Origin of the sequence: Pseudochrobactrum algeriensis, assembly GCF_018436245.1 — a bacterium.
GTDB classification, from domain to species: Bacteria; Pseudomonadota; Alphaproteobacteria; order Rhizobiales; family Rhizobiaceae; genus Pseudochrobactrum; species Pseudochrobactrum saccharolyticum.
Genome location: NZ_CP075361.1, coordinates 1,137,045 through 1,150,008 on the forward strand (window position 1 = coordinate 1,137,045; position 12,964 = coordinate 1,150,008).

Annotated in this window: 23 protein-coding genes; 20 read left to right on the plus strand and 3 right to left on the minus strand. The window is 50.2% G+C overall.

The window, feature by feature from the left end:
• The first annotated feature begins 113 nt into the window (after positions 1-113).
• Positions 114-341 carry a hypothetical protein gene (locus tag KHQ09_RS07230; protein ID WP_213597339.1) on the plus strand — a complete coding sequence of 76 codons (228 nt, stop codon included), beginning with the start codon at positions 114-116 and terminating at the stop codon, positions 339-341.
• Here KHQ09_RS07230 and KHQ09_RS07235 read toward each other — a convergent pair.
• Complete coding sequence (locus KHQ09_RS07235) at positions 302-694, minus strand: helix-turn-helix domain-containing protein (protein WP_238481583.1); 393 nt, start codon at positions 692-694, stop codon at positions 302-304. The two genes, KHQ09_RS07230 and KHQ09_RS07235, sit on opposite strands and share 40 nt — an antisense overlap.
• On the opposite strand from KHQ09_RS07235, the gene KHQ09_RS07240 reads away from it, so the two are divergent.
• Genes KHQ09_RS07240 through KHQ09_RS07290 form a run of 11 tightly spaced genes read left to right on the plus strand, consistent with a single transcriptional unit; the run spans position 693 to position 5,399 of the window.
• Positions 693-899 (plus strand): helix-turn-helix domain-containing protein, encoded by a 207-nt coding sequence (locus KHQ09_RS07240; protein WP_213597341.1) that lies wholly within the window; start codon positions 693-695, stop codon positions 897-899. The genes KHQ09_RS07235 and KHQ09_RS07240 overlap by 2 nt on opposite strands.
• The gene (locus tag KHQ09_RS07245) at positions 896-1,201 is read left to right on the plus strand and encodes a hypothetical protein (protein WP_213597343.1); all 306 of its coding nucleotides are present in this window, start codon (positions 896-898) and stop codon (positions 1,199-1,201) included. Before KHQ09_RS07240 ends, KHQ09_RS07245 begins: the two co-directional genes overlap by 4 nt.
• Positions 1,194-1,502 carry a hypothetical protein gene (locus tag KHQ09_RS07250; RefSeq protein WP_238481584.1) on the plus strand — a complete coding sequence of 103 codons (309 nt, stop codon included), beginning with the start codon at positions 1,194-1,196 and terminating at the stop codon, positions 1,500-1,502. The genes KHQ09_RS07245 and KHQ09_RS07250 overlap by 8 nt, the downstream gene beginning before the upstream one ends.
• 48 nt (positions 1,503-1,550) lie before the next feature.
• On the plus strand, positions 1,551-1,817 hold the full coding sequence (locus tag KHQ09_RS07255; protein WP_213597345.1) for a hypothetical protein: 267 nt from the start codon (positions 1,551-1,553) through the stop codon (positions 1,815-1,817).
• A gap of 10 nt (positions 1,818-1,827) precedes the next feature.
• A complete protein-coding gene (locus KHQ09_RS07260; RefSeq protein ID WP_213630822.1) occupies positions 1,828-2,016 on the plus strand; it encodes a hypothetical protein in 189 nt (62 codons plus the stop codon).
• The gene (locus KHQ09_RS07265; RefSeq protein WP_213597349.1) at positions 2,013-2,195 is read left to right on the plus strand and encodes a hypothetical protein; all 183 of its coding nucleotides are present in this window, start codon (positions 2,013-2,015) and stop codon (positions 2,193-2,195) included. Before KHQ09_RS07260 ends, KHQ09_RS07265 begins: the two co-directional genes overlap by 4 nt.
• Positions 2,192-3,625, plus strand: a complete 1,434-nt coding sequence (locus KHQ09_RS07270; protein ID WP_213597351.1) for a replicative DNA helicase — start codon at positions 2,192-2,194, stop codon at positions 3,623-3,625. The genes KHQ09_RS07265 and KHQ09_RS07270 overlap by 4 nt, the downstream gene beginning before the upstream one ends.
• Positions 3,622-4,524 (plus strand): DUF1376 domain-containing protein, encoded by a 903-nt coding sequence (locus KHQ09_RS07275; RefSeq protein ID WP_213597353.1) that lies wholly within the window; start codon positions 3,622-3,624, stop codon positions 4,522-4,524. Before KHQ09_RS07270 ends, KHQ09_RS07275 begins: the two co-directional genes overlap by 4 nt.
• Complete coding sequence (locus KHQ09_RS07280) at positions 4,521-4,673, plus strand: hypothetical protein (protein WP_175576070.1); 153 nt, start codon at positions 4,521-4,523, stop codon at positions 4,671-4,673. The genes KHQ09_RS07275 and KHQ09_RS07280 overlap by 4 nt, the downstream gene beginning before the upstream one ends.
• On the plus strand, positions 4,670-5,125 hold the full coding sequence (locus tag KHQ09_RS07285; RefSeq protein WP_213597355.1) for a helix-turn-helix domain-containing protein: 456 nt from the start codon (positions 4,670-4,672) through the stop codon (positions 5,123-5,125). The genes KHQ09_RS07280 and KHQ09_RS07285 overlap by 4 nt, the downstream gene beginning before the upstream one ends.
• A 10-nt stretch (positions 5,126-5,135) precedes the next feature.
• Positions 5,136-5,399, plus strand: coding sequence for a DUF2312 domain-containing protein (locus tag KHQ09_RS07290; RefSeq protein WP_213597357.1), 264 nt, complete (start codon positions 5,136-5,138; stop codon positions 5,397-5,399).
• 18 nt (positions 5,400-5,417) lie between these two features.
• On the opposite strand, the gene KHQ09_RS07295 is transcribed toward KHQ09_RS07290, so the two are convergent.
• Positions 5,418-5,636: a hypothetical protein gene (locus KHQ09_RS07295; protein ID WP_139316432.1), complete on the minus strand. Its 219-nt coding sequence runs from the start codon at positions 5,634-5,636 to the stop codon at positions 5,418-5,420.
• A gap of 90 nt (positions 5,637-5,726) precedes the next feature.
• Between KHQ09_RS07295 and KHQ09_RS07300 the strand changes: the two genes are divergently transcribed.
• The 4 genes from KHQ09_RS07300 to KHQ09_RS07315 all read left to right on the plus strand — a co-directional run bounded on the left by KHQ09_RS07300 (position 5,727) and on the right by KHQ09_RS07315 (position 7,503).
• Entirely contained in the window at positions 5,727-6,266 is a 540-nt protein-coding gene (locus tag KHQ09_RS07300) for a hypothetical protein (RefSeq protein WP_213597359.1), read from the plus strand.
• A 193-nt stretch (positions 6,267-6,459) separates the two neighbouring features.
• Positions 6,460-6,819, plus strand: coding sequence for a DUF6864 domain-containing function (locus KHQ09_RS07305; protein WP_213597361.1), 360 nt, complete (start codon positions 6,460-6,462; stop codon positions 6,817-6,819).
• Positions 6,820-6,821: 2 nt separating this feature from the next.
• Positions 6,822-7,106: a hypothetical protein gene (locus tag KHQ09_RS07310; protein ID WP_213597363.1), complete on the plus strand. Its 285-nt coding sequence runs from the start codon at positions 6,822-6,824 to the stop codon at positions 7,104-7,106.
• Positions 7,107-7,179: 73 nt separating this feature from the next.
• The gene (locus KHQ09_RS07315) at positions 7,180-7,503 is read left to right on the plus strand and encodes a Gp49 family protein (protein ID WP_213597365.1); all 324 of its coding nucleotides are present in this window, start codon (positions 7,180-7,182) and stop codon (positions 7,501-7,503) included.
• 108 nt (positions 7,504-7,611) lie between these two features.
• Here the strand turns inward: KHQ09_RS07315 and KHQ09_RS07320 are convergent, their stop codons facing one another.
• Positions 7,612-7,836: a hypothetical protein gene (locus tag KHQ09_RS07320; protein WP_028233507.1), complete on the minus strand. Its 225-nt coding sequence runs from the start codon at positions 7,834-7,836 to the stop codon at positions 7,612-7,614.
• A gap of 302 nt (positions 7,837-8,138) precedes the next feature.
• Here KHQ09_RS07320 and KHQ09_RS07325 point away from each other — a divergent pair, with 302 nt between their 5' ends.
• The 4 genes from KHQ09_RS07325 to KHQ09_RS07340 all read left to right on the plus strand — a co-directional run bounded on the left by KHQ09_RS07325 (position 8,139) and on the right by KHQ09_RS07340 (position 12,884).
• The gene (locus KHQ09_RS07325) at positions 8,139-8,477 is read left to right on the plus strand and encodes a DUF5681 domain-containing protein (protein ID WP_213597367.1); all 339 of its coding nucleotides are present in this window, start codon (positions 8,139-8,141) and stop codon (positions 8,475-8,477) included.
• Positions 8,380-9,831, plus strand: coding sequence for a terminase large subunit domain-containing protein (locus KHQ09_RS07330; RefSeq protein WP_238483427.1), 1,452 nt, complete (start codon positions 8,380-8,382; stop codon positions 9,829-9,831). Before KHQ09_RS07325 ends, KHQ09_RS07330 begins: the two co-directional genes overlap by 98 nt.
• Positions 9,832-9,834: 3 nt before the next feature.
• Complete coding sequence (locus KHQ09_RS07335) at positions 9,835-11,832, plus strand: portal protein (RefSeq protein ID WP_213597369.1); 1,998 nt, start codon at positions 9,835-9,837, stop codon at positions 11,830-11,832.
• An 83-nt stretch (positions 11,833-11,915) separates the two neighbouring features.
• On the plus strand, positions 11,916-12,884 hold the full coding sequence (locus KHQ09_RS07340; RefSeq protein WP_213597371.1) for a hypothetical protein: 969 nt from the start codon (positions 11,916-11,918) through the stop codon (positions 12,882-12,884).
• Positions 12,885-12,964: the final 80 nt, after the last annotated feature.

The following is a 12,964-nucleotide window of genomic DNA, read 5'->3' on the forward strand; positions in this document are numbered from 1 at the left end:
TTTATGTCTATCTAAAGCATTGGTGGCAATTATTTCGTATTTAAAACTGAAATTCGTTCTTGCTATGTTCTAATTTTCTGGAATGATAGGCGTTTGTGGGAACGGAGATTCTGATGCTTTCACAGCGTAGCGTACCTGATGGAATTGCAGCAAACCCAACAGATGACGATGTACAAATTGCACAACGGCAAATTCAATCGGTCGAAGATCAAGCAGCAGCATTAACGCAGGCTATGCAGAGAATGCACGGCGGCGAATGGAGATACTTTATTGATCCAATTGCGAAGAATGTATTCGTAACTCAGTTTTCGCCTGCAGGCGCGGTGAGAAAGCGAAGATAAGATAGAGCCTGGGCTTTTTGCTGATCATTGAGGCGAGATACAATTGCCATGATGTCAGAGTCCAGATCATCACCCTTTGGAAAGAGTAGGGCTTCCGCTGTTGTGTTCAAGTGCGGGGCAAGACGCTCTGCCCATTGCTTGGTTAGAGTCCTATCGCCATCTTCAAGGCGCTTTATTTGCGGCTGAGATGTTCCTGCAAGGGCGCCTAACTCTTTTTGAGTAAGGCCTATTTTTTCGCGCAAGCGCTTCAATTGTGACATGCGGACATTGTACGGGAAATACAAACGGTCATCAAAAACCATATTGGTATTTTTCTCTTGATTATAGATACCAATTTGGTATTGTTGCTTCATGTTGAAGCTCAAACAGTATCTTGAAAAACATAAGATCACCCATGCCGCCTTTGCTGAAAAGGTAGGCGTTTCGCAGGCGACGGTTAATCGTTATGTGAGTGGTGACCGCTCCCCGTCAAAAAGAACAATCCTCAGGATTAAAGAAGCGACTAAAGGCTTCGTGAAAGAGCGGGATTGGTTCATACAAATGGATCGCGCAGCATGAGCCACGCGACCCCATCAATCAGTTTCATATCACCGGTCACTTTCCACGCCGGTGAGGCCGAGACGGCACTTTGCCCCCGCTTGATCGTCTCAGCCATCAATTCCCGTCCTTTGGCGGTGTATCTGCGCATGTCTGTTTTTATTCAGTATGCGCAGCGCAATCTTTCCCACTGGCTCCATGCACTGGTTGCTCCTGTCTCGTTTGTCCGTCGCAAGGTCAAACTTAGCAAAGGAGCCACCCATGAACGTGGGAATTTCATCCAAGAACGTGGATTTTTCAGCCAAGGAGCCGACGATGACTGATGTCGATATGGCCGCTTCTCTGCTGGACGAAATCATTGGTCAGCGCGGAGTACGCGAAACGATCAAGTCCATGTTGGAGCGGGCGTATTCAGATTTGAGTAAGCGCAACGGTGCGTGGACGCGCCGCAGAGTGAGGGCTGTCTTCAACAAAGAAGCTAGCAGGATTGAAAACAGAGAAATCGAAGAAATGAAGGCAATCCTCGATGGGAGAAGAAAACAAGCCGCATATCGCGCCGAAACCGCCCGTCTTGCTTCGTTGGCTGTCATTCAGTCGGCGGCACAAGATTGCGGTCAGCTTTAGAACTTGGGCTGCAGGTGCAGCCGAATGGATTTGCCCGGAGTTGCGAGAATGACAGAGGAATTGAAAATGCCCCGCTTCACCAAGCCGGTTCTTTCTCGTCTAGAGGGGGGGGCAACACTAGTGCGTGAACATTCACAAGAAGCTCGCGCCGTCGAAAAGGGCGGCGGGTACGTCTATTTCACATTGCCTGACTGTCGAACAGTGCCGGTCATCGTTGGTCGCTGGCTGATTGATAGTGGTCTTTTGCAGCCTGCTGGTGATGATCTTTTCGGCGGCTCTCAAACCTATCGGGTGCCGCATGTCGGCCACTCTTAATCTGCGCACTATGCGGACAATTGCCGAGGGACAAGTCAACTCCCTCAAAGATTTCATATCGCTTCACCGGATTAAGAAAACCCGCGGTGAGGCTTGGTTCATTCAGCAGGAAGAGATTTTACAGCATCGCCGCCAAGTTGTGACGTTGATTGATGCTGAAATATCCCGCCGTCAAGAGCGCGAAAGAGAGGCAGCATGAAGCCTGTACTGATGCCAGTAACAACAGATGAATTTACCCTCTGGCAAGCTTATGTCGATGCGAAGGCTAAGGCTGATCACACCGGCGCATTTCCGGATGCAGTTGAAGCGAAGCGCTGCCTGAAAGCTTTCTACTGTTATGAAAGCTCGGTCATTCAGAAAAACTTGGGTGCAGTATGACGATTGCACCCAATCAGAACGATTTTGTGATTGAGATTGAACAAGAGGTTCTTGGCTCGCTGATGCTTGGTGGTTACAGCCGCGTAGCATCTATGCTGGAAGCCAGACATTTCATTGAGCCTGTTCATCAGCATATCTATCAGGCAATTACTTCGGCTCATGAGCGGTTTAATTCCGCTCGTCCGGATATTGTCGTGAAACTGTTGCCCGAGGCTGTGAAAGAAGCTCATGAGCAGTATACAGGGCTTGGTATATCGAATTATCTGGCTCGCTTGGCTACTTCATCCGTGCTTGGCTCTGCCAATATTGAGAAGAGCGCGAAGCAGGTTATCGAGCAATCAGCACGATTGGCGTTGGCTGATCAGGCTGAAAACCTGAGTACTGCTGCACGTGATCCAAATTCCAACCCTGCCGATCTTGTTACTAAGGCAGGCGTGATCTTTGACGATATCGTTTCTGATTTACGCCGTGGCGCTAAACGCAAGTCTCAGGTGTCTGTATCTCATGCCGCATCAAACGCAATCATTGCAGCTGAAATAGCTATGGCGACCGGCACAGGTATTACCGGCCTGTCGTGGGGGCTATCGGATATCAATCATGTGACCGGCGGCATTCATAAGCGCGATCTGACGCTGATTGGTGCGCGTCCATCAATGGGTAAAACTTCCGTTGCAATGTCTGTTGGTTGCAAACTTGCCAAGCAGGGTCATGGCGTTGGCTTCATTTCCCTCGAAATGGATGCTGAGAAGCTGGCGGCCAGAGCCGTGTCGGATCTGGCCTATGACGATAATATTCGTATTCCTTATCAGGATTTAGTCACAGGACGATTGTCTCAGCCAGACCTTTACGCATTGAAACGCGTTCAGAAAGAAATGGACGGCCTGCCGCTGCTCATTGAAGAGCAGTCCGGGCTTTCTATTTCGGATATCCGCGTCAAACTTGAAGTGATGCTGGAAGCCTCTGAAAAGGCTGGTCACGCTCTTGATTGCCTTATGATCGACCATCTGGGTTTGATCCGCGCCAGTAATCGCTATTCCGGTAACCGCACCAACGAGATCGCGGAAATGACCGGTGCGCTCAAATCTATGGCGCGTGAGTACGATATTTCTGTTGTGCTTCTCTCCCAGTTAAACCGTGCTGTGGAGCAACAAGCCGATAAACGCCCTCAGCTGTCTGCTCTGCGTGATAGCGGAGCCATCGAGCAAGATGCCGACACGATCATCTTTCTGTACCGCGAGGCTTACTACCTTGAGCGTGAAAAGCACGATGATATGGATAAGGAAATTGCCCGTCAGGACAGGCTGGCAGAAGTCAAAAACAAGCTTGAATTCCACATTGCAAAGCAGCGCAACGGACCGGTCACACAGGTTGATCTGTTCATTGATGTCGCTTGTTCTGCTGTCAGAAACGCAGCGAGGTATGAAGCATGAATGGCCTCCCATATTACAAGGCATATCCACGTGACTTTATCGAGGGCACCATAGGAATGGACTTCGAAACAAAGGCTGCTTATCGGCTCGTCCTTGATCTGATTTACATGCAGGGCGGCAATCTCCCTGATGATGCACGTTACATTTCCGGTCTGCTTGGATGCACTGTTCGGAAGTGGAATTCATTGCGCGGATCGCTTGTTGCTATGGGCAAAATTATCGTGAGCGGCGAGTTTCTGACAAATGAACGCGCAATTATCGAGCTCGAAACTCTGAGAAAACTTCAAGATAAACAAGCTGAAAATCGTTCTCGTTCTAATAAAATCAAAGACTTAAAATCACCACGGTTCGACCAATCAGAACCAGAACCAAAAGAAGCTAAAGCTTCTAACGCGCATGTGCGCGAGGCTGCTGCTGATCTTTCTCAAAAGCAAAATCTCGACCTCAGAGATTTAACGAAAAAGCTGACGGAAGCGGCGGACGGTAAAATCCAACCGCACGGATCACTGGTTGTCGGGATTATCTTGGAGTTGATCAACAATGGCGTTGATCTGGAAGCGGATATTCTACCGACAATCCGCGCTGTTGCGTCCCGAATGTCTAAACCAGCCAATTCATGGGCATATTTCGTCGGTGCGATCCGTGATGCTTACAACAACCGTATCAAAGCCGGTGAAGGGTTGGCGAAGCCTGCGACCGTGACAAAGATTGATGTTTTTGCGCTGCCGCAGGCTGAACAGGAGCGCAAACTCGAGTTTTTCCTTGAGCAAGCAAGGCTGCATCGCCGCTGGAACCCTCTGCTTGGCGCTCTGCCATGGCAGGATGGTTGCCGCATTCCTGAGCATCTTCTCAAGCCGAACGATGGCAAGGGCTGGCAGATCATCGGAGTGGCGGCGTGACGGCACTCGATATGTTCCGCATGGGGAAAGATACGTTGGAAATCGCTGCAGCTATGGGCAGGCCAGAGGCTGAAATTGAACAACTGATCCACCTTGAGAGAACCGCGCAGATCAATAATTTCAAACGCATGAGGCAGGCAGGGAAATGAAAACAGAAGTGGATTTTGGATGCCGTGGCTCCAGTGTTGAAGACGTGAGTATCTATCGTGGGATGAACCCTAAATTCGTTCAACGCGTATGGAAAAAGCGTCAGGATCAAGCGCGCAGAAGTGGTGGGACTATCCTGAAGCGCGAAAATGCACCGGACGTAATGCAAATTGTCGGGCAAGTGCTGCGCACTGAGTTCCGTTCGTTCGATGAGCTGCGCGGGGTGGTATCTGCACTCTACGGCATTCCAGTGAGAGAGATCGACAGTAAGAGCCGCGATCCACGTGTGGTGAAAGCCCGTCATGCAGCTATCTGCGCAGCGAAGAAGCGCTGGCCGGACATTTCGCTTAATGCCCTCGGTCGTGAGCTTGGAGTTGACCACACAAGCGCGCTCCACGCGCTGCGAAAATACGGAATTTATACCAGCCAATCACAAACGAAATCAGCAGCATAAGGATTAAGCCATGAGTGACGACATTACCCACGATACAGCACAGAGCGTTTCAGTCGGCCAGCTTCGTGCCTTCATCGAGCGCATAGAACGTTTGGAAGAAGAAAAGAAAACCATCAGCGATGATATCAAAGAGGTTTACGCTGAACTGAAAGGCTCAGGCTTCGATGCGCCAGCTGTTCGCGCAATTATCCGTGCTCGCAAGAAAGAAGCACACGAGCGTCAGGAAGAAGAAGCGATGATCCAGCTTTATATGGACGCGTTGGGAATGAGTTAACGCTGCAGACGTGTGCAGTCATTCTCTTTCGTACGGCTCTTCGTAAATCCAGGGCGCTGAGTTTAGAGGTGCATAACTATGTAGCCAATTGAGAGTTTCAGCATATCGTTCAGCCTCGACCTCAATCAGTGCACCATACTTGACGCCGCCAACAAAGGCCTCCTCACCAGTCAGGCAATCCATAACGATCCAGTCGTCACCTGACAAATGCCACTTCATAAAACGCTGCATACGCACTCGTTTACCCCTCAGATGATGTGGCAACAAGTTTCAATATTAGCAGTAGTTTATAGAGTTACAATAGATATTCAGCGCAGGGAAATACATATGGCGGCACCATCAAAAGAACAGCGAAAAGCAATCTCCCGCGGCGAGGTGGGAACCCTCAAATCCGATATTCGGGTGCATCGTGTTCCGAATCCGTTTTATTCACCGGATCATTCGGGTGAGAGCTGGAACCCGCCGAAGATCAAAGCCTATGTGAATATCAAGGAGAGCGCGGTTGGCACACTCTATTCACGCGGCCATATCAATGATGCACAATGGGCGGCTGCCGGCCGGTTCCGTCATTATTGGGAGCGGTCAGGTGCAAAAGGCACGGTTGCTATAGATTATGGCCGTGAGCAGGTGGACGGCGGTAAAGGCATTGATCCGCTGCCGGACAGCATGATTGATGCGGTACAGCGGTTGAATGAATGCAAGCCTGTTCTTGGCCGTAAAGCCTTTGACCTGATGATTAAGGTCGTCGGGCAGGGAATGGAGATTACAGACATCGCAATCACACAACGCGAAAAGACCACCTATAGTGATTATATCAAGGACGGTTTAGACGCGCTGGCTGTGCATTGGGGGTATAAAACACAATAGGCTGTTGCCCGCTTAAGCGGAATATACTATATTTTGTATTGTGGTGATTTGCGTTTAACGCGAAATCCGATTTGAGAGGCAGCTTAAAGGCTGCCTTTTTTGATTCAAGAACAGTTTCAACTATTCCTACTGCAATAAGAAGAACTTAAGAAATACCCATTAACCTGCACATTGGTGTAAGGTTGGGGGTGTTATGAGTATTAGTACAATTAATGTTGATGGGATTGTCTATAAAGTTGTCCGCTCAGGGGCGGCGACTCTGCCCGCTAAAACTAAATCATTTTCTTTTGATATAGATGGTTTATCTTATGTCTTTGAGTTCGGTGCTCAAGATTACGATGGCCGGCCAGATGTAGTCCAAGTCGCAAAAACTGAGAAATCATTACATCTTCAGTTAATTAACTTTATGAGTCGTTTTGGTGCGTCGTGGCAATCAACAATTGGTACGCTTAATGAAAAAACATTATCTTTAGCATTAGTCCTACATTCTATTGGTACTGGCGAAAGTATGCAATGGAGCATCTCATATTCATTTCTGGTTAAAGGTGAATGAATATGAGCAGCACCTCAGATATACCGAAAAATGCAGCGGCGGCTAAAGCTCATTATGAGGATAAGCACAAGGAGCGTGGCATGCTGGGGAAATTTTTTGGAGGCAAAGAGCACGCCCCGACTAATATAGCTGGTTTTCTCTTGTTGTTGAGTATAGTCGCAGTAATTTTTCTTCTATGGCTTTCAGCAGCGTACCCTAATGCAAGATTATCGGAGGCAATTGTTAGTTTTTTCACGGTCATCACAACAACAATTGGCTTCATCTTTGGTCGACAAACATCAGAGTGAATAATACTAGTAAACATCAGCCCCGCTCCGGCGGGGTTTTTTATTGTCCAGAATCATCCCCATGAAAGGAAGAATGATGAGTAAAGATGAAACCGCTATTGAAAGTGAAATTCAGAGCAAGGGTTTGAACGCTCCGCGCCTAACACCTCAGCATATTGATGGCCAGATCGTCAGTGCTGATTACCATGTGTTCACTGGTACAACGGTTACGGTTTGCTGCCTGACATTGCGCAACGGTTTTACTGTGATCGGTGAGAGCGCATGTGCCAGCCCTGAAAACTTTGACGCAGATCTTGGCTGTAAGATTGCATTTGACAATGCGCGGAATAAAATCTGGGCGTTTGAAGGTTACAGTCTGCGCGATGTGCTGTCTGGACGGGCGCAGAGATTTGGATAGTGTCGGTTTCACCCCGCCGTTCCTCACGGTTCGGCGCGGGTGCTCATTTCTATCTCCTCAGGAGAGAGGATAGATGTGATACTAAAGACAAACACTGCGGAGTGAGAATTAGTACATAATTGGCGCAAGCAACTTTATGGTATGTGCGATCTGGATTGGGTCTTTCTCGCCTTGCTCAGTTAAACGTATCACCGCCTTTGCAATTATTTCGCGTTTTTCTCCTGTGGTGGGGCATTCGCCTAAAATAGCGCAAACTTCGTTGTACATGTTTTGAAGCATATCCAACTGTTCGGGCGTGTAAGACCCGATATAATCCTTAGATCGAAATGGCATTGTATCCTCCCGCATGTAAGTAAAAACTAAAGTTACCACCTCTACGAATATTTGCGATTCATTTTTGCCAATGCTGTCTTAACCTTTTCGGCTGACCTGCATAAGGATGAACTATGTCCTTCCTCGTATTCACCTTTCAATCATTCTGGCACTTTATCGGTATAGTCATTCTCATGTGGATGGCTCTCGCTGGCATTGCATGGATTGCAGCCGCAGCAAGGGGTAAGTGATGACTGATGAAGCGCCGGTAACAGGCAGACCGACAGAGTATCATTCCGTGCTGAAAACAGCGTGAGAACAGCATGAAAAAGAAAATTGGGACTCCATTTCAGAAGGGCGTTTCTGGAAATCCTGGGGGAAGGCCAAAAGGCTTGGCCGCACGCGCCAGAGAACACGCTGACAAGGCCATTGAAGTGCTTGTAGCTGGAATGGATGATAGTGACCCGCGCGTTAAAATTGCTGCGGCAAAAGAAATCCTCGACCGTGGTTATGGCAAGCCTTTGACTATGACCGCAGATGTAACGAACAAGCTAGAGGAATTTGATGATGAATCCCTCGATGCTGCAATCTCTGCCCTCCGAACAGCTATCGGCACTACTGACGAAGCTGGAGACGGAGAGGCAACACCGACTGCGCATTAACCGGCTCAAAGGGTATGAGCCTTATCCAAAACAGATAGAATTTCATAATGCAGGCGCTTCTTATCGGGAGCGTCTTTTTGCTGCCGGTAACCAGCTTGGGAAAACTCTGTCCGGTGCAGCAGAAGTTGCCATGCACCTCACTGGTGAATATCCGTTCTGGTGGCAGGGCTTGCGCTTTGAGCATCCGATTGTGGTGATAGCAGGTTCCGAGAGCGGTGAGCTGACCCGCGATGGTGTGCAGCGCTTGCTTGTTGGTCAGCCAGACCGTGAAGAAGAATGGGGTACAGGTTTTATCCCGAAACGCTGCTTTCAGCGCACGACGCGCAGACAAGGTGTTTCCAATGCCATTGATACGGTGACGGTCGGGCATGTGAGTGGTGGAGCTTCGTCTCTGCTGTTCAAATCCTATGACCAAGGCCGGTCTAAATGGCAGGCCAATACGGTGCATTTCGTTTGGTTTGATGAAGAGCCGCCATCTGACGTTTATTTTGAAGGTATCACGCGCACAAATGCCACTAAAGGCAGTGTGATGATGACCTATACGCCGCTTAAAGGTATGTCGGCGGTTTCTGCACGGTTCTTTCTGGAAGATGCATCGGATCGTATCAAGATCATGATGACCATTCAGGACGCGCTGCATTACTCGCAAGAGGAGCGCGACCGGATCATTGCCAGCTATCCGGCACATGAGCGTGAAGCACGCACAAAGGGCATACCAACACTTGGCTCCGGCCTGATCTTTCCGGTGGTGGAAGAAGATATTGTGGTACAGCCGTTTCCGATTCCCCCACATTGGGTGCAGATCGGCGGTATTGACTTTGGTTGGGATCACCCGACTGCCGCCGCCAGTCTCGCTTGGGATCGGGACAGCGATATTGTCTATGTCACCAGAGATTACCGTAAACGTGAGGCGACACCGCTCATTCATGCAGCTGCACTTAAACCATGGGGCGCGTGGCTGCCGTGGTCGTGGCCACATGACGGCTTGCAGCACGATAAAGGCTCCGGTGAGCAGATAGCAAAGCAATACAAAGAGCAGGGCATGAAGATGCTGCCGCAACGCGCGCAGTTTCTTGACGGCTCTAACGGTGTTGAGGCCGGGCTGTCAGACATGTTGCTGCGGATGCAGACAGGGCGCTGGAAAGTGTTCTCGACCTGTCAGGACTGGTTGCAGGAGCGCCAGACATATCACCGTAAGGACGGCAAAGTTGTGAAAGAGCGTGATGACGTGATTTCAGCGTCCCGTTACGCACTGATGATGTTGCGGTTTGCCAAGCAGGCACCACCACCGGAAACCAACCGCGCTTATCGCGGGTTCGGGGCAAATACCGGTTCAAGTTGGATGAGTGGGTAAAGTATGGCTGAAAGAGCAAAAGACAGCGAAGCGATATTTGACCGGCTCAAAGGCTGGTACAAAGACGATATCGATAAAGTACGTACATGGCGCAAGCATGCAAAAGAGCATTTTGACTTTGTGGCGGGCAATCAGTGGTCAGACGGTGACCTTGAGGCTATGCAGAAGCAACAGCGCCCTGTGCTGACCTTCAACAATATTGCGCCTCTGGCTAATGCGGTTGTTGGTTCTGAGATGAACAACCGCCGTGAAATGCGCTTTATCCCGAGAGAGCAGGGTGATGCACATGCGAATGAAATTCTGACAGCTGGCGGCGAGTGGTTTCGTGATGAAGCCAATGCCGAATATGAGGACAGTGAAGCTTTCCGCGATATGATTGTCAGCGGCCTCAGTTTCATGGATACGCGCCTTGATTATGAGGATGATCCAGACGGTGCGCCGGTGACTGAGCGCATTGACCCGTTTGAAATGGTGTTTCCGTCAACTGCCCGTAAACTCAACATGACTGATGCTATGCGCATGTTCCGCGTGCGGGAAATGAGCATTGAAGAAGCGCAAGATATGTTTCCGGATATGCCCAAAGAAGCGCTGCACGCCGGTTGGGCGCGTGATGATGCAGGGCGGGACAATCCGCATCAAGTGAACCACGGCAATCGCTATTCTGATGATAATCAGGGTGAGCGGACATTCGAGGCAGGTGAGAAAGTTGTTATTGTTGAGGCGCGGTGGCTGGAACGTGAGCCGTATTATCGTGGCCTTGATCCGGAAAACCCACAGGTTATGCGCGAATTTACGACTGCTGAGGTCAAGCAGATCAATAAGGAAATGCCGGAGATTGCGCCAAGTTTGAAACTGGTGCGCCAGATGCGCAAAGTGGCAAGACGCGCATTTTTTGGCAACACTCTGCTGGCTGAGATTGATAGCCCGCTGGCACCGCAAGGCCGTCTTGGCTGGGATGTTATGACCGGCTATTTCGATACGAAAGATGGGCTGTTTTACGGTATTGTTCGCGCTGCAATCGATCCGCAGCGCTGGACGAATAAGTTTTTCAGCCAGATCATGCACCTGCTCAACTCGCAATCCAAAGGCGGGTTGCTGGCGGAGAAAGAGGCATTTGATAATATCCGGCAGGCGGAGGAAACATGGGCAAGTCCGGATGCAATCACATGGGTGAATGCCGGAGCGTTGCAAGGCGGGCAAATCCAGCCCAAACCACCGGCGCAATTCCCGCAGGGCTTTTTCGCACTGTTCAACGAGAGTAAGGAAGCGATTACGCAAGTAACTGGTCTCTCACGGGAGTTTATCGGTACTCGCGAGGTCGATCAGGCTGGTGTGCTGGAAAACACCCGCAAGCAGTCATCGCTTGGGGTGCTTGCCTCCTTGTTCAATGCATTGCGGCTTTATCGCAAGCGTCAGGCAGAAACCATTCTCTATCTCTTGCAGAATTATCTGTCGGATGGCCGCCTGATCCGTGTCGTTGGTAAAGGACAAGAGCAATATCTGCCCTTGGTTCGCCAAGTCGACAAGAAATACGACATCATCATTGATGACAGCCCGACCAGCCCGAACGAGAAAGAGCGTACGTGGGCAGTGATGCAGAGCCTGTTCCCGCTGATCGGTAATATGGTCACTCCGGATATTCTGCTTGAGCTTCTGGAACTGTCACCTCTTCCTGCCTCACTGGTCGCAAGCATTCGGGAACGCTCTAAACAAGCGCAGGAACAGCAAAGCCAGCAACCGCCACAACCTTCACCGGAAGAAATTACGGCCAAAACTAAGGCGGAGAGCGCGCAAACTGATCTGGCTGTTAAACAGCAGATCGGGCAGATGAAATTGCAGGAAAAAGCGACTGATCTTATGGTCACGCAGCGCAAGGCTGAGATTGAGGCCGCTACAGCAGAGCAAAAAGCCAGACTGGATGCGCAACGCCTTGCCATTGAGGAAAGCCGCAACGCCATTCGTCGTGCCGAAGCCGGTCGCCGGAATTGGCAAGGGCAATAAATAGCAGGGGTAAGCCCTGTTCTCGCTGAACCGAGCGCTATCGGTTGCCGTTGGTCACGTCAGACTATTCTCAAGGAAAACTCATGTCGGATATGGAAGAAGGCAAGCTCTCTGCTGAGGCAGAGGCTTATTTTTCGTCGGGCGGTGAAGTGCTGCCGGAAGATAAACCTAATACAGCAATCGAGCAGCAGGAAACAAGCGCTGATCAGGAGCAGCCACAGCTGGAAGCCCCTGTGACAGATGGGGACAACGCTGAGCAGGAAGGCGATCCGAACCGTACCGTGCCTTATGGTGCACTCAGCAAAGAGCGCAGCAGGCGCAAGGAAATTGAGGCTAAACTGCAAGCTGAAATAACAGCGAAAGCAGTCCTTGAAGACCGTTGGAACACCCTCGCTCAGGCTATGCAGCAGAATGGAGAGGCTGCGGCAGTCGATGATGATCCGGAACCAGATCCGACTGTAGATATCTTCGCCCATATGCAGTGGCAGGGTCGGCAGAATAAGAAAGTGCTCGAACAAATTCAGGAGCGAGAAACCCAAGCTGCGCAACAGCAACAGGTTCAGGCTCAGGAAAGAGCTGTTGCTGATTACTGGCGGGATTCATGTCAGGAATTTGCAACTCAGTCGCCAGACTATGGGGATGCTGTACATTTTCTGTCTGAAACCCGCGACAAGCAGTTGCAGTCTATGGCGGCGGCTTATCCTCAGTTCCAGACGCAAGAAGGGCGTAATCAGCAAATGAATGCCGAGCTGCGTGATATCGTAATCACGGCGGCAAAAACCGGCCAGTCACCGGCACAGGTGATTTATAATATGTCTAAAGCATACGGCTTTACTGGTGCCGCTCCGGCTCCGAATGCAGCCGCAGAACAGCTAAAGACGATTCAGGATGCGCAGTCGCGTAATAAAACAGTTGCGCAGGCAAGTGGCGCGCCAAGCGGCGATGTACTGACCTCGCAAGCGATTGCAGACATGTCGCCAGAAGATTTCGAGCGGTGGTACACCAAGCCTGAAAATCAGACACGTCTTATCAAGGTGCTCGGCGGTCGTTGAGCACAGCAATGAAGCCTCGGTATGCTTTCAAACTGCCCTTCGTCATTCGGGACGTCAGACCGAACCGCAGCAGGCGTAAT

Coding starts and splice junctions, on each gene's coding strand:
- KHQ09_RS07230 (WP_213597339.1), top strand. CDS start 114: ATGCTTTCACAGCGTAGCGTACCTGATGGAATTGCAGCAAACCCAACA.
- KHQ09_RS07240 (WP_213597341.1), top strand. CDS start 693: ATGTTGAAGCTCAAACAGTATCTTGAAAAACATAAGATCACCCATGCC.
- KHQ09_RS07235 (WP_238481583.1), bottom strand. CDS start 694: ATGAAGCAACAATACCAAATTGGTATCTATAATCAAGAGAAAAATACC.
- KHQ09_RS07245 (WP_213597343.1), top strand. CDS start 896: ATGAGCCACGCGACCCCATCAATCAGTTTCATATCACCGGTCACTTTC.
- KHQ09_RS07250 (WP_238481584.1), top strand. CDS start 1,194: ATGACTGATGTCGATATGGCCGCTTCTCTGCTGGACGAAATCATTGGT.
- KHQ09_RS07255 (WP_213597345.1), top strand. CDS start 1,551: ATGACAGAGGAATTGAAAATGCCCCGCTTCACCAAGCCGGTTCTTTCT.
- KHQ09_RS07260 (WP_213630822.1), top strand. CDS start 1,828: ATGCGGACAATTGCCGAGGGACAAGTCAACTCCCTCAAAGATTTCATA.
- KHQ09_RS07265 (WP_213597349.1), top strand. CDS start 2,013: ATGAAGCCTGTACTGATGCCAGTAACAACAGATGAATTTACCCTCTGG.
- KHQ09_RS07270 (WP_213597351.1), top strand. CDS start 2,192: ATGACGATTGCACCCAATCAGAACGATTTTGTGATTGAGATTGAACAA.
- KHQ09_RS07275 (WP_213597353.1), top strand. CDS start 3,622: ATGAATGGCCTCCCATATTACAAGGCATATCCACGTGACTTTATCGAG.
- KHQ09_RS07285 (WP_213597355.1), top strand. CDS start 4,670: ATGAAAACAGAAGTGGATTTTGGATGCCGTGGCTCCAGTGTTGAAGAC.
- KHQ09_RS07290 (WP_213597357.1), top strand. CDS start 5,136: ATGAGTGACGACATTACCCACGATACAGCACAGAGCGTTTCAGTCGGC.
- KHQ09_RS07300 (WP_213597359.1), top strand. CDS start 5,727: ATGGCGGCACCATCAAAAGAACAGCGAAAAGCAATCTCCCGCGGCGAG.
- KHQ09_RS07305 (WP_213597361.1), top strand. CDS start 6,460: ATGAGTATTAGTACAATTAATGTTGATGGGATTGTCTATAAAGTTGTC.
- KHQ09_RS07310 (WP_213597363.1), top strand. CDS start 6,822: ATGAGCAGCACCTCAGATATACCGAAAAATGCAGCGGCGGCTAAAGCT.
- KHQ09_RS07315 (WP_213597365.1), top strand. CDS start 7,180: ATGATGAGTAAAGATGAAACCGCTATTGAAAGTGAAATTCAGAGCAAG.
- KHQ09_RS07320 (WP_028233507.1), bottom strand. CDS start 7,836: ATGCCATTTCGATCTAAGGATTATATCGGGTCTTACACGCCCGAACAG.
- KHQ09_RS07325 (WP_213597367.1), top strand. CDS start 8,139: ATGAAAAAGAAAATTGGGACTCCATTTCAGAAGGGCGTTTCTGGAAAT.
- KHQ09_RS07330 (WP_238483427.1), top strand. CDS start 8,380: ATGATGAATCCCTCGATGCTGCAATCTCTGCCCTCCGAACAGCTATCG.
- KHQ09_RS07335 (WP_213597369.1), top strand. CDS start 9,835: ATGGCTGAAAGAGCAAAAGACAGCGAAGCGATATTTGACCGGCTCAAA.
- KHQ09_RS07340 (WP_213597371.1), top strand. CDS start 11,916: ATGTCGGATATGGAAGAAGGCAAGCTCTCTGCTGAGGCAGAGGCTTAT.